This is a genomic window from Leucothrix pacifica (assembly GCF_003172875.1).
Taxonomy (GTDB): domain Bacteria; phylum Pseudomonadota; class Gammaproteobacteria; order Thiotrichales; family Thiotrichaceae; genus Leucothrix; species Leucothrix pacifica.
This window is the reverse complement of record NZ_QGKM01000060.1, coordinates 1-26,772: the sequence shown is the minus strand read 5'-3', so window position 1 is coordinate 26,772 and position 26,772 is coordinate 1. Positions and strand designations below refer to the sequence as shown.

The 26,772-nt window shown below is 45.4% G+C and carries 20 protein-coding genes and 1 CRISPR repeat array; of the genes, 5 read left to right on the top strand and 15 right to left on the bottom strand.

The features are described 5' to 3' along the window. Position 1: 1 nt before the first annotated feature. From DKW60_RS17540 to DKW60_RS17515, 6 genes are all read right to left on the bottom strand, one after another. Entirely contained in the window at positions 2-985 is a 984-nt protein-coding gene (locus tag DKW60_RS17540) for a FeoB small GTPase domain-containing protein (protein WP_109838968.1), read from the bottom strand. Then, entirely contained in the window at positions 982-1,224 is a 243-nt protein-coding gene (locus tag DKW60_RS17535; RefSeq protein ID WP_109838967.1) for a FeoA family protein, read from the bottom strand. Before DKW60_RS17535 ends, DKW60_RS17540 begins: the two co-directional genes overlap by 4 nt. 201 nt (positions 1,225-1,425) lie before the next feature. Continuing rightward, positions 1,426-2,550 carry a CE1 family esterase gene (locus tag DKW60_RS17530; RefSeq protein WP_109838966.1) on the bottom strand — a complete coding sequence of 375 codons (1,125 nt, stop codon included), beginning with the start codon at positions 2,548-2,550 and terminating at the stop codon, positions 1,426-1,428. A 190-nt stretch (positions 2,551-2,740) separates the two neighbouring features. Then, positions 2,741-3,922: an acetyl-CoA C-acyltransferase family protein gene (locus DKW60_RS17525; RefSeq protein WP_109838965.1), complete on the bottom strand. Its 1,182-nt coding sequence runs from the start codon at positions 3,920-3,922 to the stop codon at positions 2,741-2,743. A gap of 132 nt (positions 3,923-4,054) precedes the next feature. Further along, positions 4,055-5,221: an MFS transporter gene (locus DKW60_RS17520; RefSeq protein ID WP_109838964.1), complete on the bottom strand. Its 1,167-nt coding sequence runs from the start codon at positions 5,219-5,221 to the stop codon at positions 4,055-4,057. Between the two features lie 80 nt (positions 5,222-5,301). Beyond that, on the bottom strand, positions 5,302-7,128 hold the full coding sequence (locus DKW60_RS17515) for an endonuclease (protein WP_109838963.1): 1,827 nt from the start codon (positions 7,126-7,128) through the stop codon (positions 5,302-5,304). A gap of 103 nt (positions 7,129-7,231) precedes the next feature. On the opposite strand from DKW60_RS17515, the gene DKW60_RS17510 reads away from it, so the two are divergent. After that, the gene (locus DKW60_RS17510) at positions 7,232-7,567 is read left to right on the top strand and encodes a DMT family transporter (RefSeq protein ID WP_109838962.1); all 336 of its coding nucleotides are present in this window, start codon (positions 7,232-7,234) and stop codon (positions 7,565-7,567) included. On the opposite strand, the gene DKW60_RS17505 is transcribed toward DKW60_RS17510, so the two are convergent. Further along, complete coding sequence (locus DKW60_RS17505) at positions 7,568-9,907, bottom strand: GGDEF domain-containing phosphodiesterase (protein ID WP_181389764.1); 2,340 nt, start codon at positions 9,905-9,907, stop codon at positions 7,568-7,570. 287 nt (positions 9,908-10,194) lie between these two features. On the opposite strand from DKW60_RS17505, the gene recC reads away from it, so the two are divergent. The 4 genes from recC to DKW60_RS17485 all read left to right on the top strand — a co-directional run bounded on the left by recC (position 10,195) and on the right by DKW60_RS17485 (position 16,401). After that, on the top strand, positions 10,195-13,494 hold the full coding sequence (gene recC, locus DKW60_RS17500) for an exodeoxyribonuclease V subunit gamma (RefSeq protein ID WP_109838960.1): 3,300 nt from the start codon (positions 10,195-10,197) through the stop codon (positions 13,492-13,494). Between the two features lie 75 nt (positions 13,495-13,569). Further along, positions 13,570-13,974 (top strand): SCP-2 sterol transfer family protein, encoded by a 405-nt coding sequence (locus DKW60_RS17495; protein WP_109838959.1) that lies wholly within the window; start codon positions 13,570-13,572, stop codon positions 13,972-13,974. A 161-nt stretch (positions 13,975-14,135) separates the two neighbouring features. Beyond that, positions 14,136-15,695 carry an ATP-binding protein gene (locus tag DKW60_RS17490; RefSeq protein ID WP_245929729.1) on the top strand — a complete coding sequence of 520 codons (1,560 nt, stop codon included), beginning with the start codon at positions 14,136-14,138 and terminating at the stop codon, positions 15,693-15,695. Further along, positions 15,685-16,401, top strand: coding sequence for a dienelactone hydrolase family protein (locus DKW60_RS17485; RefSeq protein WP_109838957.1), 717 nt, complete (start codon positions 15,685-15,687; stop codon positions 16,399-16,401). The genes DKW60_RS17490 and DKW60_RS17485 overlap by 11 nt, the downstream gene beginning before the upstream one ends. Positions 16,402-16,424: 23 nt before the next feature. Here the strand turns inward: DKW60_RS17485 and DKW60_RS24730 are convergent, their stop codons facing one another. The 8 genes from DKW60_RS24730 to cas3 all read right to left on the bottom strand — a co-directional run bounded on the left by DKW60_RS24730 (position 16,425) and on the right by cas3 (position 26,596). Next, positions 16,425-16,544 carry a hypothetical protein gene (locus DKW60_RS24730; RefSeq protein WP_109838969.1) on the bottom strand — a complete coding sequence of 40 codons (120 nt, stop codon included), beginning with the start codon at positions 16,542-16,544 and terminating at the stop codon, positions 16,425-16,427. 7 nt (positions 16,545-16,551) lie between these two features. Then, positions 16,552-18,845: direct repeats of the CRISPR family, unit length 32 nt; unit sequence GTTTCAATCCACGCCCCCGTGAAGGGAGCGAA. Between the two features lie 175 nt (positions 18,846-19,020). Then, complete coding sequence (gene cas2, locus DKW60_RS17475) at positions 19,021-19,314, bottom strand: CRISPR-associated endonuclease Cas2 (protein WP_109838956.1); 294 nt, start codon at positions 19,312-19,314, stop codon at positions 19,021-19,023. A 1-nt stretch (position 19,315) separates the two neighbouring features. Continuing rightward, the gene (gene cas1c, locus DKW60_RS17470; RefSeq protein ID WP_109838955.1) at positions 19,316-20,332 is read right to left on the bottom strand and encodes a type I-C CRISPR-associated endonuclease Cas1c; all 1,017 of its coding nucleotides are present in this window, start codon (positions 20,330-20,332) and stop codon (positions 19,316-19,318) included. Positions 20,333-20,344: 12 nt separating this feature from the next. Beyond that, the gene (gene cas4 / locus DKW60_RS17465; protein WP_109838954.1) at positions 20,345-20,959 is read right to left on the bottom strand and encodes a CRISPR-associated protein Cas4; all 615 of its coding nucleotides are present in this window, start codon (positions 20,957-20,959) and stop codon (positions 20,345-20,347) included. Positions 20,960-20,974: 15 nt separating this feature from the next. Then, positions 20,975-21,844, bottom strand: coding sequence for a type I-C CRISPR-associated protein Cas7/Csd2 (cas7c, locus tag DKW60_RS17460; RefSeq protein ID WP_109838953.1), 870 nt, complete (start codon positions 21,842-21,844; stop codon positions 20,975-20,977). Further along, entirely contained in the window at positions 21,841-23,643 is a 1,803-nt protein-coding gene (cas8c, locus tag DKW60_RS17455) for a type I-C CRISPR-associated protein Cas8c/Csd1 (protein WP_109838952.1), read from the bottom strand. The genes cas7c and cas8c overlap by 4 nt, the downstream gene beginning before the upstream one ends. After that, positions 23,640-24,305: a type I-C CRISPR-associated protein Cas5c gene (gene cas5c / locus DKW60_RS17450; protein WP_109838951.1), complete on the bottom strand. Its 666-nt coding sequence runs from the start codon at positions 24,303-24,305 to the stop codon at positions 23,640-23,642. Before cas5c ends, cas8c begins: the two co-directional genes overlap by 4 nt. A gap of 11 nt (positions 24,306-24,316) precedes the next feature. Beyond that, a complete protein-coding gene (cas3, locus tag DKW60_RS17445; RefSeq protein WP_109838950.1) occupies positions 24,317-26,596 on the bottom strand; it encodes a CRISPR-associated helicase Cas3' in 2,280 nt (759 codons plus the stop codon). Between the last annotated feature and the right edge of the window lie 176 nt (positions 26,597-26,772).

The following is a 26,772-nucleotide window of genomic DNA, read 5'->3' as shown; positions in this document are numbered from 1 at the left end:
TTTAACTGAGTATTTTAGGATCAACAAAAATCGCTTGTGCCGAGAGGTCAAAGAAGTCGATTAATGCACCACCAAGATTGATGCTGAAGAAGAACAGCAGATACATCATCAGTAAGAAGATGGGCACACCTGTCCAGCGGCCTAGTATCCATTTATCCAGTGTGTCGGAGTGCGGTTTGCTGATTTTGCCGCGTATTTTACTGACGGACTTGGCCATTTTGGTGGCGTGATCAAAGCGCGCATCAGCCAGTAGAAAATCTACTTCTTCATTGCAGTGAGATTCTACTTTCTGATTAAGTGACTGGCTTAGCTCGTCATTCGCAAGATGTAGCTGCTCCAGTGCTTGTGAGCGGTTGCTGTTATTTGCGGATTGCAGTTGCGCAACGGCTGACTCTACCTGCGGATCATAGCTCAGCACAAAGCCGTCCTGTAGTGGTTTGCTATATCTGCAGATGGGACGGATAATTTTATTTAAGGCATTGTCTTCGCGTAAGGAAATCGCAAATACAGGGCAGTCCAGTTGGGCTTCCAGTGCTTCAATATCAATGTCGAGGCCGCGTTGTTTGGCGACGTCCATCATATTCAGCAGCACAATCATGGGCACGCCTAGCTCACGAAGTTGCAGGCTTAGGTATAAACCGCGTTCTAATGTGGTGGCATCAAGAATATTCAGGTAGAGCGTATCCGGATTTTCCTGAACGAAGTTTCGGGCGATTTGTTCATCTGTGGATGTGTCGCTGACATCTAAGGAGTAAGTGCCCGGCAGGTCGATGATTTCCAGATCTTCATCCTGCAAGCAGCAGAGACCTGTTTTGCGCTCGACGGTGACGCCCGGCCAATTACCAGTGCGTTGTCTTGCGCCTGTTAGTTGGTTGAATAGTGTCGTTTTACCGGCGTTGGGATTGCCTAACAGAGCAATTTGCGTGTAGTTGGCAGAGGCTGAGCAGCTTCCACCCGTATTTTTTCTACAGTGTTGTGTTGTCATGCGGCCTGCTCGGTAGGGGTGACCAGAATACCGTTACTGACACTCCGACTCAGGCTGACGCGGTTATTGCCGCTGCCCAGTACGACATCACCTTTTCGGTTTCTCAGCACTTCCAGACGGGTGCCTTTGCCTATACCCATGCCTAACAGACGAATACGCGTGGCTTTGTCTGTGGTGATCTCACGTATGTGTACGGTGTCTTTTTCCGTGCAGGCTGCCAATGAAAGTGAGTGCTGCATATAGCCCTTCTAATCTAAATAAGAATGATTCTTAGTCTTAAGTATCATCCGGCCTGTGTCAATCTCCATTTAGTTAAGGGTGGTATCAATGTTTGATAAAGTGAGCGCGCCTTTATAACCGCCTGAGATGTTACTTTTTGGCGCTTTGCTCGGCAGGCTTTTGGGGCTTGGCAGCGGCTTTTTTGCTAGTTTTTGGTTTGATCACGACCGGCTTTTTGGTTGATTGCTTTGGTTTGGCCGTTTCCTTTTTCTTTGGTGTTTGTTTTGGTTTAGTTTTTGAGGCTTGTTGCTTGTCTTTTTAACCGGAGCTGGTTTTGCTGGTGCTGATTTAGCAGGCGATGGTTTTGCCTGTGTTGATTTCACTGGTGCAGGCTTTTTAGCAGCAGGCTTCTTAGCGACTTGTTTAGCCTTTGGCTTTGTCGCTGGCGTAGCATCTCCCATGTAAGGCGCAATGCCTTTATAGCGCTTAAAGAAGCTCATAATGTAGTCATTGGCGGATAGACTTTTATTGGTGGTTCCTAACTGTTTGACTAAAAAGTCGCGCGAGCCGGGCCATTGGTGGCCGTCATTAAACATACTGCAACCAACTACAGCGGTTTTATCGTTGTCTTTATATTCCGAACATTTGAATGTTTTGTCAGACTTTACTGTTTTTTTCTCAGCCTTAATCTCATACCAGTCTTTAAAAAAGGCCAGACTCTCTTGATGAGAACGCAGTTTGAATTTACCGCCACCTTTGTAGGGTGCGGCAGGGTCTTGCATGCCGTGCATAATGACCACTGGCACTTTGTAAGCAGGGCGGCAATCATCCTCATTCAGTGATTGCGCAACCATGGCTGCACCGGCGATTTGTACAGAATGATGACAGACCATTTTTGCCACCACCTGGGCACCATTGGAAAACCCCATTGCGTAGACGCGGTCAACCGCAACATCATGACGCTCAACAATCAGGCTGGGGAGTTCTGCAGCGAAACGATCATCGTCGCTGGTGGTGTTTTGTCTGCCCATGCCTTTACCAGCGTTCCAGCTCTTTTTAATCGCATTGGGGTAGACCATGACGAAGCCATGTTTGTCCGCCCATTTGTCCGGACTGATCAACCAGCGAAAGCCACCGGCGTCGGATTTAAAACCATGAAACGCGATGATCGCAGGGCGGTTCTTTTTGCCTTTCAGGGAGTTGGGTACATAGACATAGTATTCTCGCAGTTCCTCACCAATCATTATTTCGCGTTTGAAATAGTCACCCGCTGTGGCACTTGTGCTGAGGAGAAAAAAGGCCATTAAGCCAAGTATTACAGAGAGGAGAGGTCTGTGAGAGATCATGAGGACGTACCGTTATTATATTTTTTCTAGGTACTGACAGTATACGGGATGTGGCTTTAAACCGAAGCTTAAACCCTGATGAGCGGTGGAGGGTACTCAGCCGATTTTTCACAACCGGCTGAGTACTTCCGCTTAAGAGAAAAATGTTCTCACACCAGCGGTAGGCGTTCGTGCTATTTGTGCGAACTGGTTATAGGCGCTCAAAGATAGTAGCAATACCTTGTCCACCACCAATACACATGGTAACCAGTGCGTATTTACCGCCAGTACGCTCTAGTTCATACAGCGCTTTGGTAGCGATAAAGGCACCTGAACAGCCAACCGGATGGCCCAGTGCGATTGCACCACCGTTTGGATTGGTCTTTTCCATATCCAGACCCAAGCCTTTTGATACGGCCAGTGCTTGAGCAGCAAACGCTTCGTTAGACTCGATTACATCCATCTGATCCAGCGTCAGACCTGCTTTTTTTAGTGCTAACTTAGAAGCAGGAATAGGGCCTTCACCCATCACCTCATTTGGTACACCGGCAACGGCGTAAGACACCAGACGTGCAATTGGCTTCTGACCGGCTTTTTCAGCAACATCAGCCGCCGCCATCACGAAGAATGCAGCGCCATCATTGATACCTGAGGCGTTACCCGCGGTGACTGAGCCATCCTTTTTAAACGCTGGGCGCATGCCAGATAGCTTTTCAGCGGTTGTACCGGGGCGCACATGCTCATCGGTGTCAAAGGTAAATTCACCTTTGCGCGTTTTAATGGTGATCGGAACGATTTGTGATTTGAAGCGACCCTCTTCGATCGCAAGCGCCGCACGACGATGTGATTCTGCAGCGAAGGCATCCTGCTCTTCACGACTGATATCCCATTTCTCGGCGAGATTTTCTGCTGTGACACCCATGTGGCCCACACCGAACGGATCATTCAGGGTTGAAACCATCATATCAATGACTTCAGTATTACCCATGCGAGCACCAGAACGCATTGCCGGAGACATATAGCCGCCGCGGGACATCACTTCTACACCGCCACCGACGCCGTAGTCACAGTCATCCAACATAATGGATTGTGCCGTTGAAACGATGGCTTGTAAGCCTGAGCTACACAGGCGATTGACAGTCATCGCCACAGATTCCATCGGCAAGCCTGCCTGAATAGCAGCAACGCGAGACACATAAGCGAAGCGTGAATCGGTCGGAATACAGTTTCCAACGGTGACGTAATTTATGTTTTCCGGATCGACATTGGAGCGGTCAACGGCTTCTTTCATGACCTGACCGGCAAGTTCGTGTGGCTCCAGCGAACTCAATGACCCACCAAAACCACCAATTGCTGAACGTACAGCGCTTAAAACAACAACTTCTCGTGACATGATTTCACTCCTTGGCTTTCAATTAATGAATGATATTCACCCTGCTCACAGCATAGCGGATACTTATTAGAAATACTTGCTTAGATAGCCGATAATTCAGATTAGAATTATCGATAGTGTTTATGGGAAACATTAGGCTTTGGCTGTTGTGTCTGAGTGCTTTTCGAAGTAGCCAACTACCAGGGGAATTAACACTAATGAGCCACACAATATCATGACTTGTCCCCAGCCGCCATACTCGTACGCTAAACCGGATGCCATGATTCCCAGGCTGCCACCGACATAATAGAACAAAACGTAAAGTGCATTAGCACGTCCCTGACCACTGCTGAGTTTGCGGTTTAGAGCACCAATGGCAGCAGCATGAACACCGAAGAAGCCCATGCACACCAAAATTAAACCACACACGATTGCAACGATTGAAGGTAATGAAATCATCGCTAAACCGGAGGCCAGTATTACACTACCCGCGATGAGTGTGCTGCCACTGCCTAAACGGTTGCTGATACGCCCTGAGATTGGCCCCATAAAAATTCCCATGATGTAAGCCAGATAGAGCGAAGTGATGGCACCCGTTGAGAAATTAAACGGGTCGGCGACCAACCTAAATGGCAGGTAGTTGAACACAGATGAAAACACTGCAAAGCTACCCATTGCGCATAGAAATAAACGGAAGAACTGCCATTGCTTTAGTAACTGCCAATAACTGATATTGCTACGCTTGCGGCTTGATTCTTCAGTTTGTTTAGGCAGGCCTTTGTAGGCGATGATGGAGGAAACCAAGATCAACACGGCGGCAGAGACAAATGCATATCGCCAATGCAACGGCGGATGAATAAAACCACCTAATAAACGTCCGCCAAGTCCGCCAACGACCGTTGCTGATACGTATGAACCCATCACGATGTTGAGTCGTTCGGGTGGCAGGGTCTTGGCAAGATAGGCCGCGATGCAGGTGGTCAGCGCCGGAATAAAGGCTCCCTGTACAAAACGGGAGGCAATCAATAGATTCAGGTTGTCCGTTATGGCACAGACAATGCCGCCTGCAGCTACTGCGAATCCACCCATAAGGATGATCGGCTGAATGGTTATGCGGTCAACTAATAGCCCGAAGGGTAAGTTGAATAAGGCAATCCCCATAATCACTGCGGACACACTGAGAGATGCTTGAACCATATCCACCGAAAACTCTGCCTGAAGTACCGGTAGCACTGGCTGAGTCAGGTAAATGTTGGTGAATGAGGCTGCAACGACTGCAAATACGATGATTTGCAGCCGGAATGATTCTGAGAAAGACATATCAGCGTCCGGTGCTTACAAAGCCGAACTATACTGCTAAGGCGTGGCGCATGAAATGCCTGTTTAGTATGATATTGGATTTATTTTGCGCGTGGCTGATCGTGGCATAGCAAGCCTTTGAGAAGTTCGTCATCATTGAGCCAGTCAAGACGATGCGCCTCGCTGTCAATAAAGGGATTGCGAATACCGTGTGTCTCCATAACCCACTCGTTATAGGCCAGTTCCCACTTTGACGGCACATCCACTTTGGCCCAATGCACCAGTGTTTTGATGTGATCAAGGTAGAGCTCATCGATTTCATAGACCAGCAGCATATACAGTATGGCGCGGGCAATATCGCCCTGAGAACGCTTAGGCACGACCCATTGCTCATCCGTATCAATCCCGGTGCTGGCATAGGCATCCGGGTTTAGGTGAATCTTTTCAGGGCGTACCACTCTGTCATCATTAAAATCGAACTGAAAGCTTGAGCGCTGCGAGTTTAGGGTGCGATCCGCAGGGACCAGATTGAGTGGGTTTGTTTCAGCACCAAAGCGCACATTCCTGGGAATCCGTTTGCGAATCAGATATTCCTGTATAAAGGAGCGCGGCACAATATGCTCGATCGTATGGCGCTTTTTTTGCATCAGTGTGCTCACTGGAATAGAGCCGTAGACGGACTTTACCCAGCCATGATTGGTGTCAAAGAAGAATGACCAGAAGTGATCCCACTTATCCTGCGACTTAAACTGGCGATAACTCTTACGGGATTGATAAACACCCCCCGCCATTTCAATGAACTTTAATCGCTCCAGTTCACAGGCAGTGGCTTGCTTAGTCCAGATCCGCTTGGGTCGTGTAGTGAATGATTTAGCCGGTGATTTGTTTGCAACCGGTACTTCGCACGGCATGATTTCTATAAATACCAAGCCATGGTCAGTTTGCAATTTATTGTCGATATCATCGTGTTTGATATGACGGTTTAATACCTGATAGTCACAGACTTCACCAGTCGCTTCGTTGTTCAGTGGATTTAATGCATTAGACACTAAGATATGATCCAGCACGCCCGGCTCACCACGGTGCAGGTGAGTATAGGGTCTGGTTTTGGCGCGCATGCCCGGCGTAATGGTAAAGCTGTCATAGAGGCGATGATCATGTAGCGCATGCTTTGCGCCTTCCGGCCACTCCTCATCTTCAATGCCACCGATCTCATAAATCTTTTGTCGCTGGGTCAAAGCATCGATAGGTGAAGATATTTCCTGATCATTAAGATCACCCATGACAACTAATTGTGGTGAGGCGTCAATTTGGCTGATCGCATCATGGTAGAGCAGGGTGGCTTCCAGTCCGCGTTGCATCATCGACAACACATCGCCACGAGAGCGCCTTAGCATGGTATCGCGAAAGCGCTCTGGCCAAGGTGTGTTTTCATCATACTCAATGTCGCGGTCCATGACCGGGCGTTTCGACTTTAAGTGCACCACGTATGTCAGTACATCGCCAAGATCAGGCGTTTCGACGGTCACACATACCGGTTCGCGGCTGAATTTGAAATTGTCAGCCACTGGCAGCGTTTGTTTGACCGCCTCATCAATAGTGACTTTACGCAGATTCTTAAGAGGAAAGCGCGATGCTAACGCCACAACCGGACTGATGAATATCGATGGGTCATCCGGATCTGTTTTAGGTGAGTCAGCAGTGACAAAGTGATCATAGCCTTGTTGTTTGACCAGTTTCTCAAGTGCCGCCACGCTAAAGACTTCCTGAAAGCCGACAACATCAGCATCCATCGCATGCAGTTGCTCTTTGACCCAACGCTGTTTTTTCTTCCATTCCCGTGACTGATAACGATTGTTATCCTCTTTTTCGTACCAGTACTTGTCCTGCTCTGCGAATTGGTAGAGATTAATCGTTGCAAGCTTCATGTGAATAGACTTCCTCAGTCATTGCTAACGGCAAATAGTTGCTTATACCTTAATATGATGTTATCAACTGCCACATTATTTTATTCGATACAGCGAACAGAGCATGACAAAAACTTACGCCATTATGGTAATCGCCATCCTTGCTGAAATTATTGCAGCAAACGCCCTGAAATCGTCAAATCAGTTTACCCGTTTATGGCCAACGGTTATATCCCTGAGTTGTTACTGCGTCTCATTATTCTTACTTACTTTGGTTTTGAAAAAGCTGTCGCTTGGTGTTACCTACGCCATTTGGTCAGGACTGGGGATTGTTTTCGTTGCCCTCATCGGTGTGTTGTACCACAAAGAAGCACTGGACTTGCCCGCTGTTCTGGGAATGTTTCTCATCATCGCTGGTGTCGTTGTGATCAACCTGTTCTCTAGCGTTGTTAACTCCTGATTAGCCGGGCAGTAGCCAAACCGGTTTGTGCGCTTTACTGGATTGGTGTATCAGCAAGTCTTCGTATTCTCTGGCAGAGATCGGTTTGGAGTACAAATATCCCTGACCATAGTCGCAGCCACTGGCTGCCAGTAATTTAGCTTGCTCAATGGTTTCGATGCCTTCAGCGATCACTTCCATACCAAAGATGTGAGCGATGTTAATGATTTCACGGCACAACAGCATGTTGCGTTCGTTCTCCGTAATATTACTCACAAACGAGCGATCGATTTTTAAGAAGTCGCTATTGAGTTGTTGTAAATAGGAGAGTGAAGAGTAGCCGGTTCCAAAATCATCCAAGGCTATTTGCACCCCGGCGTTTCTGAATGCGTCCAGCTTGTTGGTCACGTCCTGGTTGAAGTCGAGCATCATACTTTCGGTGATTTCGACAATCAGCACATCTTTGGGCAAGCCAATCTTTTCCATATGGTTAAACCAAGCCTCAACTACACAGCCTTCATCGCGGTATTGACTGGCTGAGGTATTCACGCTGATTTTTAGTTCAGGATCGTATTTGTCACGCCATATCGCCAGCTGTTCGGCACTTTTATAGAATATCCAGTTACCGATATCGACAATCATGCTCGTCTCTTCAGCCAAGCGAATGACCGAGTCTGCACCCAGCAAACCATATTTCGGATGTTGCCATCGAATCAGGGTTTCAGCTTTAACGATTCTGCCAGTCGTCATGTCTACAATCGGTTGATAGTAGACCTCGAACTGTTCTTCGTTCACCGCCGTACGTAACTCATTGATGGTTCTCATGCGAATTTGAGCACGGGTGCGCATCGCCTGCGTAAAGTTACAGTAACGATTACGCCCCTGTTCTTTGGCTGCGTACATGGCTTGGTCAGCATTCATTAACAGGGTTTCGTGATTAATGGCGTCGTGCGGGTAGTAGGTAATACCGATACTGGCTGTGATGTGGAACATTTCCATACTAATCTGGAAAGGTCTGGCCAGTTCCTGCAGAACATTTTCCGCGATATGTGTGACGATTTTGTCGTCTTGTACATTTTCCAGAATAATGGTGAATTCATCGCCGCCCAGACGTGAAATGATATCACCGTCACGTGTACAGTCTCTCAGGCGTTGTGCGGTTTGTTGTAGTAAGGTGTCGCCCGTTTTATGACCATGCGTGTCATTGATGATTTTGAAATTATCCAGATCCAGAAACATAAGCACCATCGGTAGGCCACTCTTGCGGGAGTTGTCCATGCACTTGCACAGATTTTCCTGAAACAAACGTCGGTTAGGCAGTTCCGTTAGCAGGTCAAGATTGGCTTGTCGCCAGATCAGTGCTTCGGTCTCTTTGTGAGAACTTATGTCGGTGTGCGTCCCGACGACACGGATTGCTGTTTCACTCGCGTCACGATTAATCACCATGCCACGGGATAAAATCCACACCCAGTGACCATCTTTATGGCGAACCCGGTGTTCAAAATGATAGTCCTCTGTTTCACCTTTAAGATGCGCCAGTATTGCTTCCGTTGAGGGTCCAACGTCATCCGGATGGATCAGGTTGCCCCAAAAAGTCATTGTTTCTTCAAACTCACCTTCCTCGTAACCCAGACGATCCACAATTTGTTTGGAAAAAAAGATGTAGTCTGATTTAGGTGACCAATCCCAGATTCCATCTCCTGACCCTTCCAGTGCGAACTTCCATCGAGCCTCGCTGGATGACAAGCCACGTTCGACTTCTCTTTTTGATTCAGTCAGTTGTTCCTGATAGTGGTTGAGGTCAAACAACAGGCGGTTATAGGTCTGTGTCAGGTCAGCGATTTCATCATTCACCTGCGTTTCCAGCATAAAATTTGCGGGTGTTGTAGGATCTTCCATCGCCATACACATGGTGTTTTTCAGACGCAGAATGGGTTTGATAACAATGTAAGCGACACCGATCAGCGTAGCGATGGTCACAAAAACAGAGATAATTGAAATTAAGCCGATGATATTCCAGAGGTAGCGAGTCACTGAACCTCGTAAGTTACTGGAGTCAATCCTGAGGATAATCCAGTGTGGTAGTGATGACGCGTCTTGAACCTGAAGTTTGCGAGTGACCTCCATTCGTGTTTCATCATTAAACAGCTGAGTTTGATCCTCTCCTGTGTTAATGCTGGAGGAAAGTATGTTTTCACCAAATCGGCTTAGGCAACCTTCTTTATTACATACCGCGTAACCCGTGACCAGTTTGTGATTGTTCAGGTGTAAGGTCAGGGAGTGAGTATCATCGACTGGGTGGCCAGCCAGTAATGCGGAGTCTACTGTAGAGATCAGGAGCTGAGCATGATCTTCAATCATTATTAACTCATGCTTTTTGTAATGCATGACTGAGGGGAACAGAATGATGAACTCTACGAGTACAATGCTAAACAACACGATACTGGCGAGTTTTCGATTCAGACCCGATCTTATAATTTTTGTTATTTCTGAAAACATATACAATGTCGTTTACGTCAGGGGTACTGTTTAGTGTACCGACTTAAAGCAGCTGCTAGCTGAATTTCCGACAAGGTCGATAAGCCGTCTGCAATAAACCTGTGGTTTTTGTTACTACGCCATCCATTTAGAAAGCAAAGAGATCATTTATGTTTGTTTTACATACATCTAACCGTGCTGAAAATTTACTTGAGCATCTGACAAAGATACTTGAGGCGCCTCAGCAGTCGGTACTTTCTAAAGAGGTGTTTCTTATTCAGAGCCAAGGGATGGAGCGCTGGTTGTCACAGCAACTAGCGGAGCGTTCCAGACTGTGGGCTAACTTCGAGTACTTATTCCCTGCGAAATTCTTTAATGCCATGTCCAATAAGCTTGGCTTGAGCCTTGAGCAACAGGCCTTTAGTCGGGAAAGCCTGCTATGGCAATTTGAGGATATGTTGCGTGACCTTAGTAATCCTGTGTATCAGCCCTTGTCGCAATACTTGCAAGGTGATTCTGTGGATCGAAAACGCTTTCAGTTGGCTCAGCAGTTGGCATATTTATACGATCAATATCAATTTATGCGTCCGGATTGGTTGGCCTTGTGGGAGCGTGGTGAGTCAATTGAGCTGCAAGATTCCAATGAGGTCACTGAGCGCACGCAGCGTTGGCAGTCTGCTTTGTGGCGACAACTACTTAGCCGACAAGATGATTCGGTCGATGTATCGCATCATGGAGAACGTTGGCTCGCAGCGATCGATGAGTTAAAGCATAAGCGTCGTGGTGATCTAACGCAGATCTTACCTGAGCGTATTTCAGTATTAGGCATTAATACTCTCTCACCGATGTATTTAGCTTATTTGCAGGCTTTGTCACAACATATTCAGGTGCATTTTTACCTGTTAAATCCCTGTCAGGAGTTTTGGGCTGAGAGCAATCAGTCGGTCAAAAAACAGCTCAGAGAACAATCTTTGCAAGCAAGCAAAATCCATGAGCCGGATGAGTTGCCGATCAATCCATTACTGGCGATGCTGGGGCAGCAGGGGAGAGACTTTCAGGTGTTGTTGCTGGAGCAGCAGGCCAATGAAATTGAGATTTCATCCTTCGATGCGGTGGAGTCTTCGGGCGAACTCAGTCTGCTGCAGCAGCTGCAAAATGATATTCTGAATAATCAGGCCGGTGAGGATTTTTCACTCAGTGCCACGGACTGCAGCTTATCAATCCATGCTTGTCATTCGCGAATGCGTGAAGTGGAGGTATTGAAAGATCAGTTAGTGGCTTGTTTTGAGGCTAATCCTGATTTAGATCTGCGGGACGTTGTGATTATGGCGCCCGATATCCAAACCTATCTTCCTTATATCGATGCGACGTTTGATGATATTCCGTATGCGGTTGCTGACCGCAGTTTGCGCCGGAGTAACCATCTGTTGGATATATTGTTACGCTTCTTTGAGTTAAGCCAGAGCCGCTTGCTGTGGGGCGACGTGCTGAGTGTGCTTGAAGAGCCAGCAGTGAGTGAGCAGTTCGGTTTATTTGAGGCGGATTTACAGTTAGTCCAGCACTGGATTTCTGAAACGCGCATTCGCTGGGGAGAGTCAGCCTTGCACCGTGAGGAATTGGGTGTCGGTCACTTTAGTGAGAACAGCTGGCAAGCCGGCCTGGAACGATTACTGATGGGCTATGCCGTACCGGATGATCAGGCATTTTGTGATGATGTCTTGCCGTACAGTGATATCGAAGGCTCACAAGCACAGGCCTTGGGAGGTTTTTACAGTTACTTCAAACTGATCAAACAAGCCAGAAAAGACCTTGCCCGTGAGTACACGCTAGCACAGTGGGTGGAGAAGTTACGCTACTACGCAGAGCATTTATTGATTCAAAACCAGGACTTTGAACTGCCATGGGGTCAACTGCGTGAGTTGTTTAATACCATGTCAGAGGCTGCAGAACACTATACTCAAACCGTGACTTTAGTGGTGCTGATTGATTATCTGGAGTCCACCGCCAGTGAGCAAAAAACGGCAACCGGCTTTATGCGTGGCCAACTGACTTTCTGTTCCATGCTGCCGATGCGCGCCATTCCATTCTCAGTGATTGGGCTGTTGGGAATGAACGAAGGAGAGTTCCCCAATGTTGACGGACGTGCTGCCTTTGACCTGATGGATACGGAGTTTCGTCGGGGAGACCGCTCACGACGTGCTGATGAACGCTATCAATTCTTAGAAATTCTGGTCTCTGCAAGGCAGCATGTGATGATCAGTTATCTCGGTCAATCGATTAAAAATAACGATGAAATTCCACCTTCGGTGGTGGTTTCTGAATTACTGGATGTGCTGGAGCAATACTACCTGATTAAAGCGAATGAAGTGGTGATCAAGCATCCGCTTCAGGCGCACAGCCCAAGGTATTTCTCACCACAACATGCTGGCGAAAACGATCGCACACAACTATTTAGCTACTCTAAAGCAGCCTTGGGGGTTGCAAAGCGCCTGCAAACACAGACTAACTCAGAAACACAGCCATGGTGGCAAGGCGAGTTGATCGGCAGAGAGCAACCTGCTCGGGAAATGGTAGTGGATTTGCAGGACCTGTTCCGCTTTTATAATCATCCACAACGTTATTTTGTTGAGAATCACCTGCAAACCCGACTGCAAGGGCTGGAAACAATCACCGTACCTAGTGAGTCCTTTGAACTGGACAATCTGGAGAAATTCTTCATCAATCAGGAATGGTTGGGGCGTCATTTAAGTGATGATGATTTGGCAGTGGATGATGGTTTCCTGAAACGACTGCGGGCCGAGGGACGTTGGCCACATGGCGAACTTGGTGATCAGTTATTTGAGACTATGTCGCAAGAACTGGGAGTATTTGTAGAGAAACTGCGTGGGTTGGACTTAGGGAAAAAACAAGATCCATTAGCAATTGATTATCTTATTGGTGATTATCGCTTACGAGGTACTCTGGATGGTGTTTATGAGCGGGGGAATCTGCTTTACCGTTATGCGCGTTGCAAAGCCAGAGACCAGTTGATGGCGTGGTTGAATCATTTGGTTTTTTTGAATAGTGATGCACCAGCGGTCACGGGGATTACTGAAAGTTTCTTCCTGCACATGGATGGTTCCTGGAAGTTTGCTACGCTTGAGAACCCACAGAGGCATTTATTATCACTGCTTGATGCCTACCGTGAAGCACAGACGGCGCTAAGTCCTATCTTACCGTCAGCCTCGGTTGCTTATGTCGAGCGGCTGCTTAAACCCAGTAGCCGAAGCAAGAAAACACCGCAGGAAGTCGCACTGGAAGCGTTTCAAAGTGAGTATCAATATGATGCGTATTATCAGCTGCTATATCGTGGTGGTCAGCCAGCTGAATTGTTTGAGTCAGATGCGTTTGAGAACACCATAGAGACTATTTTTCAGGTGATGTTTGAGGCGAAAGAGGGTGTGAAATTGGGGGCAGATAACGTTGCTTAACCCTTTGTTGATATTGGTTAATACCCACTCAGACTAGATAATCACAGGCCGATATTAATGAGCAAGGAGAGAATCATGGCTGATTTGTTTTCAGATGAGTGGATGGATGCGTTAAAGAATGAGTGGAACAATGAGCCGGGGGTCTGTCAGGCACTGGCTGATATCGGGTTTGACTCAGTGATTACATACGGGTTTAAAGACGATAAAGATCCTGTGGCAGTGTTTGTCGTGGAAAAAGGAATTTGCGTGCGTGCGGGGGCATATGCTGGTGAAACGGCAGATTGGGACATGCGCGCGGATCGTGCTAACTGGATAAAGTGGGCATCAAAAGGAATTGGTATGACAGGCTTAGGGTTGGCTTATGCAGCTGGCAAGCTGAAGTTCTTTAGTGGTGACTACGCTGCAATGATGAAGAATCCTAAAATGGCCGGCCCCTTCATTAAATTCTTTGGGCTAATGAAAAACATCCCTACTAGTTAGTGGGTCGTCCCGCCGAGTGTATTTCAATTATCAAAATACACTCGGCGGGACTGCTTTGGTGGTGTGGATTGGGCGTGAATGTCCTTCATAGATTGGCTCAGGTGTTAGCGGAATATTTCATGCTAAACTTGGTACTCTAGTCATCTATAAACAGACACATAATGAAGCGACGTAAACTCCCCATTGGCATTCAGAACTTCCGCGAAATTCGTGCTGACGGCCACTACTATGTGGATAAAACGGATTTAGCGTTGAAGTTGATAGATGATGGAAAACATTACTTTCTGTCCCGTCCGCGTCGTTTTGGTAAAAGCTTATTTTTAGATACCTTGAAAGAGCTATTTGAAGGTAATGAGCCTTTATTCCAAGGCTTGGCTGCACATAAACAGTGGGATTGGTCGCTTAAGTACCCTGTTATTCGTATCAGCTTCGGCAGTGGAAATTTCTCTATTGAAGGAAATTTACAACAGCAATTAGAGGAACAGCTGACTGAATTTGAAAAAACAGTTGGCTTCAAGCCTGATAGCAGCTCTTGCTCTGGCCGCTTCAAGGAGCTTATTAAGTATGTTGCGCAACAATCAGCCCAGCCAGCTGTCATCCTGATTGACGAATACGATAAGCCTATTTTAGATGCGATAAATCAGCCTGATATTGCCAAAGAGAATCGTGATTTCCTATGGGGGTTTTACGGTACGATCAAAGACTATGATGCCCATATCAAGTTTAGCTTTTTAACCGGTGTCAGTAAGTTTTCAAAAGTGAGTCTGTTTTCAGGCTTAAATAACCTCTATGACATCACTCTTGATCCGCGCTATTCGACCATTTGCGGCTACACAGATCAGGATATTGATACGGTGTTTGCTGCTGAGTTAGACGGCTTAGACCGTGACAAAGTCAGGAAGTGGTACAACGGCTACAATTGGCTGGGTGAAGGGGTTTACAATCCTTTTGATATTTTAAAGTTGTTTAAAACTCGTGCCTTTAAAAACTACTGGTTTGAAACGGGCACGCCCACCTTCTTGGTTGATCTAATTCGCGAACGCCAAATCAGTACGCCCAACTTAAACAATCTAACCAGTGATGATGAGTTGTTATCCAGCTTTGAAATCGAAAACATCACCATAGAAGCGCTGATGTTTCAAAGTGGTTATTTAACGATTAGCAGTGTTGAAAACATAGAAGGTAACAACTTTTACGAACTGGGCTACCCGAATTTAGAAGTCTACCAAAGCCTCAATAATAGCGTGCTCAAGCAGTTAGTGTATGACGGTGGAAGTCAGGTGAAACAACGTATTCAACTGTCTCGATTACTACGCGCTAACAACTTTGATGGTTTGAAATCACTGTTTCACGGATTCTTTGCCAGCATTCCCCATCACTGGTATTCAAAGAATGAAATTCAAAATTACGAAGGCTATTACGCCAGTGTTTTCTACTCCTACTTCGCAGCATTAGGCTTAGACGTTATCGTTGAAGACTGTACCAACTTAGGGCGTATTGATATGACGATTAGGTTTAACGAGCAAGTGTATATTTTTGAATTTAAAGTGGTTGAGCTAGTGCCGGAAGGTAACGCCCTACAGCAGATAAAAGAGAAGGCGTATGCGGATAAATATCGTCACCTGAAGCAAATGATTCATTTGGTGGGTGTGGAGTTTAGTAAAGTGGATCGGAATATTGTGGGATTTGAAGTTGAACAGGCTAAACTTGATGGTCATTAAAAAGTCAATTGAATACGGGGATGAGCACGGTCATTACGAAGGCTTATTGGTTTATCCTGAGAATGCGACAGGAAAACTGCCATGTGTACTAGTTGCACCCACCGTATGGGGAAGAACCTCACTGGAAGAGACGTCAGCAAATAAGCTCGCTGAAATGGGATACCTTGCCATGGTCGTAGACCTTTACGGTAAAGGCTTTGATGCCAGTACTGAGGCTGCGGCATTTGGCAAAATGGCGGATTTTAATGCGGATCGTCAGTTTCTCTTGAGCCGTATGCAATTGATTTACGAAACAGCAAGGCAGCTGCCGCAAGTTGATCAAGACAAAATCGCAGGCATTGGCTTTTGTTTCGGAGGCAAATGTCTGCTGGATTTAGCATGTTCAGGACTCAGTTTTGCGGGTGCAGTGAGCTTTCATGGGGTATTGGATGCACCTGATTTTAATCGTGATCAGGCGATTAGTACCCCCTTACTGGTATTGCATGGTTGGGATGATCCATTGGCTAAGCCTGAAGCTGTGCTGGCACTGGCTGAAGAACTCACGCAGAAAGGCGCTGATTGGGAACTGGATGCTTACGGACACACTGGTCATGCGTTTATGAAACCGGAGGCCAGTAACCGCGAAACAGGCTACTTTTATCATGCGGAAGTGGCAGATAAAGCTTGGGTGCGGATGACTGGCTTTTTGAAAGAGATATTTGCTTAGCGGATTGGTTTTCCGTTAACCCACTAACCAATAAATTGCCCACCACTTGCTAAGATAATTGTGCCTTGCCCATGTTCCTGATTGTTATTAAAGGTGCCGGTATAGACATATTGTTTAGCCGTTTGATGACCTTTGCCGTGTATTTTCCTATTGACGATCCACGCCCCCGTGAAGGGAGCGAAGCAGAACGAGCCTGAAACGCCCATACTACATACAGTTTCAATCCACGCCCCCGTGAAGGGAGCGAAGGGTGAGCATCTTTCTAATCGTTCAGAACTCCCTGTTTCAATCCACGCCCCCGTGAAGGGAGCGAATTCCCTCCTTGCTGCCGTTCGGCTTCGCCTCTCTCAGTTTCAATCCACGCCCCCGTGAAGGGAGCGAATCCTTTAAGGGGGTTTACTACCATTGTTTCAGCTTGTTTCAATCCACGCCCCCGTGAAGGGAGCGAAGATGTGGTCCGATGTTGATAAGGCTGCACCTAAGGTTTCAATCCACGCCCCCGTGAAGGGAGCGAATTCAGTAACTGGTATTCACGCTTAATCATTTCTTTGTTTCAATCCACGCCCCCGTGAAGGGAGCGAACCAAGTTGCAGCCATTGACACGCTGGAAGCTAAAGTTTCAATCCACGCCCCCGTGAAGGGAGCGAAATTTGATTTAAGTACACCTTTTTCATAAATAAATAGTTTCAATCCACGCCCCCGTGAAGGGAGCGAACGCCAGGTTCTGCACTATTAGGCAATAAGTCAGCGTTTCAATCCACGCCCCCGTGAAGGGAGCGAACTCTTTGATGAAATGCAGAAGGAGTGGGAATCAGTGTTTCAATCCACGCCCCCGTGAAGGGAGCGAATTTAGAGGTGTTAACAGAAATGCGTTACTTCAATGTTTCAATCCACGCCCCCGTGAAGGGAGCGAAGCTGAAAAGACCCGTTATTACGAGCGAGTGATTGTTTCAATCCACGCCCCCGTGAAGGGAGCGAAATGAATAGAATCAAGCAAGCAGCAAAAGAGCTGCACGTTTCAATCCACGCCCCCGTGAAGGGAGCGAATTGTAGTACCATAACAAAATGTACAGAGTAAGCACTGTTTCAATCCACGCCCCCGTGAAGGGAGCGAAATGGATGGAAGTTTTCACTAGATGATTTACGTTGTTTCAATCCACGCCCCCGTGAAGGGAGCGAAACTAATCAAATCACAAGACAGGGTTTATTCAATGGTTTCAATCCACGCCCCCGTGAAGGGAGCGAACCAGCGTACAGGCTATGGGGTTCGGGCAAGTAAAGGTTTCAATCCACGCCCCCGTGAAGGGAGCGAAAAATATACCCAAAACTATTCTCGATATTGGTACTGTTTCAATCCACGCCCCCGTGAAGGGAGCGAACAAATCACAAGATAGGGTTTATTCGATGGAACATGTTTCAATCCACGCCCCCGTGAAGGGAGCGAATATTATGCAAGGCTCGTTTCTGGATGTTTACGTAGTTTCAATCCACGCCCCCGTGAAGGGAGCGAAGTATATGCTTAAGCATCGTCTATCTACGCGCTTTGTTTCAATCCACGCCCCCGTGAAGGGAGCGAACAATAACGCAAAAATACATTCTACTGAGCAAGTTGTTTCAATCCACGCCCCCGTGAAGGGAGCGAAACTTATGGTTTGAGAATGAGCAAGGTCAGGAAATAGTTTCAATCCACGCCCCCGTGAAGGGAGCGAAGAGTTGGGCTGATAAATTAAGTTTTGTTTTCAGCGTTTCAATCCACGCCCCCGTGAAGGGAGCGAATGTTAACGAGGCGTATACCACGCGAAAGTGCAGCGTTTCAATCCACGCCCCCGTGAAGGGAGCGAAGTTCAGCGAATTATTTGGAGAAATGCAGTTTGCAGTTTCAATCCACGCCCCCGTGAAGGGAGCGAAGCGCATTGCCAAACCTGTATCACCCGAGTTACCGTGTTTCAATCCACGCCCCCGTGAAGGGAGCGAAGCTAATGACCAAGGCGCTGTTTATGTTTATGACTGGTTTCAATCCACGCCCCCGTGAAGGGAGCGAATTGATTAATTGCCGTTTATCTAGCTAAAGTTGATTAGTTTCAATCCACGCCCCCGTGAAGGGAGCGAAGATTCCAGTACAGAACTCATAGCAGCCAACACATCAGTTTCAATCCACGCCCCCGTGAAGGGAGCGAAACCCAGTGCGCCACCTACAAAGCCACCGATACCAGGTTTCAATCCACGCCCCCGTGAAGGGAGCGAACTGTAAACCGATGTTTTACTGGCTTCTGTTGCCAGTTTCAATCCACGCCCCCGTGAAGGGAGCGAAAGTCAGAGTTATTATAACTTTAAAGGTGACATAAGTTTCAATCCACGCCCCCGTGAAGGGAGCGAAACGGTACACAAGTCCGTAAAATCTCTGGTCTTGATGTTTCAATCCACGCCCCCGTGAAGGGAGCGAAGCCGTCATTCTAACCTTATGATTAAACGCGGCAAATACTTAAATATCCGCTAACATAAAAAATCAAAACCATAAAAATACAATCACGGCAATAATCATTAAATAAATTGTTAAAGAACAGTTGCTTAGCCTTCCGCTAAAGACAAGAGATTCTATGAGAACAATAGGTTAGCGGACTACAAGATAAGTGAGTCAGAAAGTACATCAACCGTGGTTTTAGCGCCAAAATGCTCCACACGCTGGCGTCCTTTTTTGCCCAGCATATAAAAGCGTAGGCTATCAGAGTCAGGCTCGTAAATATCCAGCAGTTCATTTTTTAAAAAAGCAAACTGAGCAGGGTCAACCTCACATTCAAAAACAGAGTTTTGTACTCTTAGCCCATAATCCAAACAGACTTTAGCGATTCTGCGTAAGCGTCGAGTACCACCATCCGTTGTGACGCAAACATCATAAGTGATTAATACTAGCATGTCATTTTACCAAAAAAGGAGTGTAATGCTGTGTGTCTCCACGAACATGGCGAGCTAATAGCATAGCTTGGCAATGAGGCAACAAACCGATAGGAATTTTTTCCAATAAATAGGGGTGTTGAATCTCTTGTTGTTTGCGCTCCTGGTGAGCCGTCAAAAATTGTTTACGTGCTGTATCTGTTAAACGAACCGCGCCAGTGGACTCAACTATAAAGTCATTTTCCTGAAACTGTTTTCGGTTTATCAGTGTTAAAACAAACCGCTCAGCCCAGTACGAGCGAAACTCTTCCAATAAGTCTAAAGCAAGGCTCGGACGCCCCGGTCTGTCTTTATGCAGAAAGCCAACATAAGGGTCTAATCCAACTCCAGTTAAAGCAGAAACACATTCTTGAGTAATTAACGAATAGGCAAACGAAAGCAGGGCGTTCACATGGTCAGTCGGAGGTCGTCGAACTCTCCCGCTAAATTCAAAGCCTTTGACGCGAATTAGGTCATTGAATACGCCAAAATAGTTTGCGGCAGCTTCACCCTCCAAGCCACGCAACTGATCAACATCATTTGAAACTTTACAGCGTCGAATTGTGGCTGCTAGCTGTTTGATAACTGCTGATATATCTGGATTATCACCATGATTTCGAAGTTCACGTTGTAACACAGCGCGGCTGTTAGCCACTTTTGCGGCAATAATTAAGCGTGTTATATCAGCAGATTTTTCAGCACTGTCAGCCCAACGAAACTGCTCACGACGTAGCAAAACGTTACCAACGGGTTTTCCTGTAACCTGACAAAGATAGCGCCCATACTCTGTATAAAACGTTAGATTGACATTGTTCTCTGCACAAAACCCCATCAGAAATGGGGAAACCGTGACATTCCCAAAGCAAGCGATATTGCCAATATTGTGAATAGGAAATTGGCCTAGCTTTTTATCCTCCAGCTTTACAACAATAGTTTCACGTTGCTTATGCAGATAGGTTTTCTGTTGGTTGATGTAAAGACTATTCAGTAGTTTCTTCATAGTAGTTGCGCCTCACTCGCCAATAGATTCGATGTAGTTAGCTGACCAATCTTTTGAGAACAGATTAGGCTCACAAAGGTGATATAAAGAACAGCCCTGACAGCGTTTCTTTTGTGAAGTTGGGGGAGGAGTAATGGCACGTTCTCGAATATCGCTAGCTTGTGAAATGGCGTCGATAGTCTCGCGTCGCAGTGCATCGTCAATTATGACACTTTCACGTTTTCGCGCTTCCCAGTACCAAATAGCGCCTTCCTCAACACGAGTATCTCGCATTTCTTCGATGCACAATGCTTGAGCGCAAAGTTGCAAACGATCCCAGTCATCAGTTTTGGGTTTGCCACGTTTGTATTCAACGGGAAAATAACGTTTGTTTTCGCGACCATGAACTTCTAATAAATCCATTTTTCCTTGAATACGGTATTGTTCTGACTTCACTAAAACACTACGTTCATATCGGATGTCTTTACGTTGTTCGGCCTCGTTGGAATCCACCCGTTCATGAAGAATACGACCCTCAGCCGTGAAGCGATTTTCTGCCCAAGCCTGTTCAACATGAATGAGTGCAAACTGCCTTGGGCAGTATGCGTAATGTTGCAGGGCGGATATGGCTAAGAAGTTTTCCGGCATGAGGGAAGTCCGTTGTTAGTCTAGTTTTTTATCGAGAACTACACCTTGTGGAATCAATGACTCATCGACACTAACTGTATAGTCTGAAAATTGCCTAGCTGGTGCGTCATTGTTTTTGGTTACTTGAATCAACTCTAGCAACTTAGTGGCTGGTGCATTGCCTAGCTCAGAGTCGTGTTTGAATACATATAGACCTCTCGCGCTCATCTCACCTCTACTAGCAGAACGATCATGGTCAAACATTTGCATCAGTGATTGCCAAAGTAGTTCCAAGTCTTCTTCGTCAAAGCCAGTATGTTTAGACAAGTGAGCGGAAATAAACCCATGACAACGGTATAGACCGTAAGGGATAGTGAATTTTCTCCCCATTGTTCCAACTACATCACCAGAGTTTTTAATTTGCTTGTCAGCATCTTTGTCTGTTGTAACAGCAACGCGAGTGATGCTGTGTTCTGAGGCTATAACAGGATCTATCGAGCGCGAGAAGGTTAATTGGACAGGGCCACGTACTTGACCTGCATTTTTCCCCGTGCTCATAACTGCGCCAAAAGTACGAATATCGTAGTAGTTCTCACACATCCATTCACGAGCAGCTTCAGTTTGGTCAACTTTTGCCTTTTCTTTTACTGATTCTTGTTCATGAGACTCATCAATCATGTTATTGAGTATTGATTTTTCACGAACAAAAATTTTATTTTGTTGTTTGCCAGCTTGAGTCAGTTCCACGAAGTTGCGTATTTTACGTTTGATACAAACATCAGTGACTAGCCCCATACCTGTTTCGGCATCAATTCTGGGTAGGTTACCCGCATCAGGGTCACCATTTGGGTTGCCGTCTTTAACATCGTACAGTAGTACAAACTCATATCTGTTTGATAAGCTCATTCTGTTTCTCCTTGATCTTTTTTCTTGGAATATAAATGCTGTTTTTGATGGTAATAACCGATTGCGAAAAGTCCTTGATCTTCAAGATTTAGATTTGCTGGGAACGTTGGGATTTGTTCCATAACTTCAGCAATCTTATTTTCAGTGGCTATTCGATATTCAATTTTAGGTAGTTTCTTTAGATGATTGACGTGCATTCTCATAAGAGTCCCAAACACAGAGGTTGGTGTGCAGCTAGCACTACTGTAATAGCGGTCAGCGATTGTAGAGTTGGTATCGCCTTGAGCATCTTTCTGCAGTTTTTCAAGTAAGGCAAATAGCCGCCCGAGGCGATAACCTATACGATCTTCTTGTGTATTTAGTCTCAATGTAATGTCCTTGTGTTGTGTGTTAAGCACACGCTGTTTCCTATTGATATATGCTTTAAGCAGGCTTACGCGGTGATAGTCAATTATTGGGCACTTAATAAGCCCTTGCTTTGTCGGTCGTACTCCGCGACCTTGCTCTGCACGAAGACGGCGAATAATTGAATGTAGAATTATTTGAGGTAAGGGGCGGTTTGTAAGTATTGCGCCTGCTAAATCACTTGACAGATTAGGTGGCAAGTTTTTCTCATCATTCATAAATGCCATAGAACGCAGTAAATTTCTTAGGCTAGGAAGGTCGTAGTGGTCTACACCTAGCATTTGAAGGTCATTAAACCATTGCCCTAAGTCTTCACTGATTCTGGCTACAGTGCCGGAATGCCAAAATCGAATGGAAATTCTAGCGGAGTTAGGTGATAACGCTAGAATATAAAATTGATCAGTACCATCTACTTCAGTGTAAGCCCCGTTATGTAAAGATCCGTATAAAGCTTTGATGGCCTCACTTCCTGCGTCAGGGTCATCCGTCTGATTAAAGAATCTTGCAAAGGATGATTCAAGTTGGTTTTCTTTGTTTGACCAGCAAACGTAACTAGTATCACCTATACGGAATTTACTATTCGAGGCTTTTCTTAGTAAGTAATTGAGCGCAGTGGTGTACTTAAAATTTGCTTCAACACTGACCGGGAAGTTGAATGCTTTGGTTTTATTAAAGGAGTTATAAGCCTCTTCATTGATCGAAGCCAATGGAGCAGGTTTCTGATTCACACCAGATATTTGGTCATGTAAACGGACAACCTGTTTTATTTCACCTGTGACTAAGCAAATACCATCTTGTGTGTCTTTAGGGTCTGGTGGCTGTTTTCGTATCCAGTCAATCACTGCCGGAGACTGACAAATTAATTTTTGCTCAGCGACTAATTTGAAACTAAGGTTACAGCCCTTGATTTTTAGTACTTCGTGCCAGTGCTCTGAGTTCTTAACTTTTTCGATTTCATTTGGGTTATTTAAAAATGTCCAAACGGCTTTGATTCCAGCGTCTGCCGGGCACTCATCAAACAGTTCTTTAATGGTTTTCTTAAAGCTATCATGCTGATTTTTAGCGAGTGCTTTTTCTTTTTCGGTAGGGATTGCATCAGGCTTGTCGACCTTGGGTTGTTGAACTAGATATCCATAATGATCCCAAAGACAGTTAGCGGTTTCATATGACTTTGCACCACTTCGTCCTTTTGCCTTTGGTACTAGATAGCTTCTTGCAATTGGTTTTCCCTTGGTATCCATTTCACGTGCATCTTCGAGTGAAATGAATAGTCCTTGGTTATCAAGAATAATGAAAAATGGTATTTCTTTTACTTCAAAACCAAACTCTGCCAAAGCTGTTTCTGGATTAGACTGCTTGCGATCATAATATTCGCAAAGGGCTTGAAGAATCATCCTCTCACCTCATCACTTTGCCGTTCAGGAACGTTAATTACGCCTTGCTTTATTGACGGGTTGAAAAACAAAGGAGAGGGGTCGTTAGGGTTGTCATAGTCAAGATCGAATAACATCCATCCTAAATCACGACTTTCATTAATGGCAGGTGTTATTTGTGAGGTTTCATCAACTAGCTCAAACGCGCAGGAGAACTCTCTGCACCCTAGGTAGGGTTGATTAACACATTGGCCTCTTTTGGCTCTCCGGTTGAACATATCTCTGAACTTGGCAATATTATCGCCCGGGCCTGCTTTGTTGGTTAAGGTAAAATGAGCATGAAGCCGATACGATACATCGCGTAGAAATAATCCTGCTCTTTGTTGTCTTTGTGACGAGTCATCGGCATAAATCGAAAGCCTTTCTCCTTTTTTCATTGCTGTAGACACGCTGCGAGTTGATATGACAGACTTTACTTCATTACGGCGAAGGTTTACCCATTTAATGGGTTTAAGTACTTCAATCTTATCGATATGCCATTGAATAGCTGGTTTCCATAAAATAGCTTCAAAAATACTACGAGCGGCAGAAGGGGTGATTACATCGTAACTCACTCGCTCAACTTTCATTTCGGGTCTTGTGAAACAAGCGAAATCTCCAGATACTTCTATGCAAAATTTCATTTATGCCTCGGTTAAATTATGTATTTTTCAGCGTCAATCAGCGCGTCTGGTGTTTCGACACCCCATTTTTCACTGTAGTGGACATCGAGCAATACACTTAGTCCTGCTCGCTGCTCTAAGCAACCGGCTTTGTTAAGTTGCTCTATAAACATCTCCGGTAATGTAACGGTATAGCGTTGAAGTTTTCGGTAAACCCACTTGTTGTTTTGTGGGTCTCTTTCTAAGTGGTCTAACCAGCCATAAACTTGGCTTTCATCATCTTTCTTTTGGTCAGTTTTAATGTAAGGAACGATGATAGGGGCACCATTGTTATCAATGAGCTTGAATTTCTCTGAAGCACTTCTGAATGAGATATCTAAAGGGGAGTCTTTTGACATTTTTGGAGTGAGGAGGTCAACGATATTGTGCTTGTCTCGGTCACCTTTTTCATTCATTAGACTAAAGTATGCATGAAGGCTCTCTGGTGATAGAGGGTCATTAAGCTTTCCTGATGCAATAAGTGCTAGAGTTGTATCTTCGCCTTGTCTCAAAAAACCAATGGGAGAACGTTCTTCAGGCTTGAAGACGATAACTTTTCCGTGGTTTTGGATCTTACCTTCTCTGTTGCAACGTCCTGCCGATTGAGCAATAGAGTCTAAGCCTGCCATCGCCCGATAGACCACAGGAAAATCGACATCAACACCCGCTTCTATTAATTGGGTGCTGATAACTCTTAAAGGTTGATTGTTTCCCTGTCTCTTAAGTTGTAGCAGTTGTTTAATTTCACTGATTACTTCTGTCCGATGTTCAGCGCACATGTTTGCAGAGAGGTAGTAATTTCCAGTATTCGTAGGAAGTAGGTCGAATAAAGTTTTTGCGTGTCTGCGTGTATTAACTATGACCAAAACAGAATCAAGCTCCCCGACTTCACTTGCGAGTTCTTCCCACTTTGTAACGGGGGAGTCATTGCTTGGTAAATCTACGTTTACGCGTTTTAACTTTTGAGCTAGCTCTGACGGCCTATCAACGATTTCACGTATGTGTGAAAGACCTTCGAGCAGTGTTTTTCCGAAAGCATCTGTTTGGGGTGAAAAGTCTGGTTGTGTTGCTGTGCATAGAACCCAAGTTACACCAAAGTGATCACTAAGTTGCTGCATCACTTGGGTAATTGGTTTATGAAAGTCTCTAGGTAGTTGCTGTGCTTCATCCAATATAATGACGCTATTTCTTAGGTTGTGGAGTTTTCGGCAACGGCTGGTTTTAGAGGAGTGTAGAGACTCAAATAATTGAACATTGGTGGTGACTATCAATGGCGCATCCCAATTTTCAGAAGCTAGTCGAGAAAAGCGATCTTCTTTTCCCTCAGTTACTTCAATGCTACTGTGATGTTCCAAGACTGAGTTTTCACCTAAAAACTCCTTAAAAACTTTCGCGTTTTGCTCAATGATACTGGTGAAGGGAATACCGTAGATGATTCTATCTTTTGCATGATGCGTTGCATGTTTTAACGCAAATGCTAGGCTTGATAACGTTTTTCCACCACCTGTAGGAACAGTTAAGCTAAATATGCCGGGTGCTAATTCGGCTGCTTTCAAGCATGAGTTATATATATCCCCACGAACACGATTGAGGCTTGTCTCGCTTGCATTTTCTGTAAGTTTTGAATATGCGGTGTTGAAGTTGCTCGATAGTTCTGAAATCTTGGGATACTGTGACCTTTGTTTTGATTGATAACTATTAAAAAAATATTCGGTATCTAAAAAGTCAGCATCTACTAGGCTTGAAAAGAGCATTCTCATCCAAAGTGATAAGCATTGAATATCTTTCACGAAGTTAGGTAAAACGGGAATCGTGTGCTGTAAAATATCCTCACTAACTGATGCTTTTAACGAACTAAAATATTCATTTTCTGATGTATTGAGTCGGTGTCTTAAAGATCCTTTGCTTGATTCAGCGGTATTCCAATCGGCTAACCCTGCGTGGTGCCCCGCGATGATATAAGCCAGTATGTGACCTACTCCATCGCCTAATACTCTGACAGCGTGGATTGCTCCTGCTGTAGAGTGGTTTGGCCTGTCTTGTGCTTCTATGTGTGCGTTAGGTTGATAGCCAGATTTGTCTTTTAAATAAACTTGCCATTTTGGATTATACTTTCCAAGGTCGTGCCATTTACCTGCAAGCTCTAGCCACTCTGAGCTTTCTTGCCCAAGATACATTTTGGCTAACTTAGCAACTTCTAATAGGTGTTCTTCTAATGTGTGCTCATACCATTCTTCACGTTCTTCTTTGACGTGTGCGATCGAACTTTCCATATTTCGTATCTACATTGTTACACCTTGGTCATTATTTTACAATTTACGTAAAATAATCAATCAATATTTCATTTTTTGCTATCTTAGCCTAATGATTGGATTGGTATGAAGAAAAGATGTTCTGAAGGATATTTACGACTCAATGACATTAAGATCTGATGTTACGCAGTAAGTGG

Excerpts from the sequence above, each read along its gene's own strand:
- DKW60_RS17485 (WP_109838957.1), top strand. The coding sequence starts at position 15,685 with ATGGTCATTAAAAAGTCAATTGAATACGGGGATGAGCACGGTCATTAC.
- cas5c (WP_109838951.1), bottom strand. The coding sequence starts at position 24,305 with ATGAAATTTTGCATAGAAGTATCTGGAGATTTCGCTTGTTTCACAAGA.
- cas4 (WP_109838954.1), bottom strand. The coding sequence starts at position 20,959 with ATGCCGGAAAACTTCTTAGCCATATCCGCCCTGCAACATTACGCATAC.
- cas8c (WP_109838952.1), bottom strand. The coding sequence starts at position 23,643 with ATGATTCTTCAAGCCCTTTGCGAATATTATGATCGCAAGCAGTCTAAT.
- DKW60_RS17495 (WP_109838959.1), top strand. The coding sequence starts at position 13,570 with ATGGCTGATTTGTTTTCAGATGAGTGGATGGATGCGTTAAAGAATGAG.
- DKW60_RS17505 (WP_181389764.1), bottom strand. The coding sequence starts at position 9,907 with ATGATTGAAGATCATGCTCAGCTCCTGATCTCTACAGTAGACTCCGCA.
- cas7c (WP_109838953.1), bottom strand. The coding sequence starts at position 21,844 with ATGAGCTTATCAAACAGATATGAGTTTGTACTACTGTACGATGTTAAA.
- DKW60_RS17525 (WP_109838965.1), bottom strand. The coding sequence starts at position 3,922 with ATGTCACGAGAAGTTGTTGTTTTAAGCGCTGTACGTTCAGCAATTGGT.
- DKW60_RS17515 (WP_109838963.1), bottom strand. The coding sequence starts at position 7,128 with ATGAAGCTTGCAACGATTAATCTCTACCAATTCGCAGAGCAGGACAAG.
- DKW60_RS17530 (WP_109838966.1), bottom strand. The coding sequence starts at position 2,550 with ATGATCTCTCACAGACCTCTCCTCTCTGTAATACTTGGCTTAATGGCC.
- cas3 (WP_109838950.1), bottom strand. The coding sequence starts at position 26,596 with ATGGAAAGTTCGATCGCACACGTCAAAGAAGAACGTGAAGAATGGTAT.
- DKW60_RS17535 (WP_109838967.1), bottom strand. The coding sequence starts at position 1,224 with ATGCAGCACTCACTTTCATTGGCAGCCTGCACGGAAAAAGACACCGTA.
- cas1c (WP_109838955.1), bottom strand. The coding sequence starts at position 20,332 with ATGAAGAAACTACTGAATAGTCTTTACATCAACCAACAGAAAACCTAT.
- recC (WP_109838960.1), top strand. The coding sequence starts at position 10,195 with ATGTTTGTTTTACATACATCTAACCGTGCTGAAAATTTACTTGAGCAT.
- DKW60_RS17520 (WP_109838964.1), bottom strand. The coding sequence starts at position 5,221 with ATGTCTTTCTCAGAATCATTCCGGCTGCAAATCATCGTATTTGCAGTC.
- DKW60_RS17490 (WP_245929729.1), top strand. The coding sequence starts at position 14,136 with ATGAAGCGACGTAAACTCCCCATTGGCATTCAGAACTTCCGCGAAATT.
- DKW60_RS17510 (WP_109838962.1), top strand. The coding sequence starts at position 7,232 with ATGACAAAAACTTACGCCATTATGGTAATCGCCATCCTTGCTGAAATT.
- cas2 (WP_109838956.1), bottom strand. The coding sequence starts at position 19,314 with ATGCTAGTATTAATCACTTATGATGTTTGCGTCACAACGGATGGTGGT.
- DKW60_RS17540 (WP_109838968.1), bottom strand. The coding sequence starts at position 985 with ATGACAACACAACACTGTAGAAAAAATACGGGTGGAAGCTGCTCAGCC.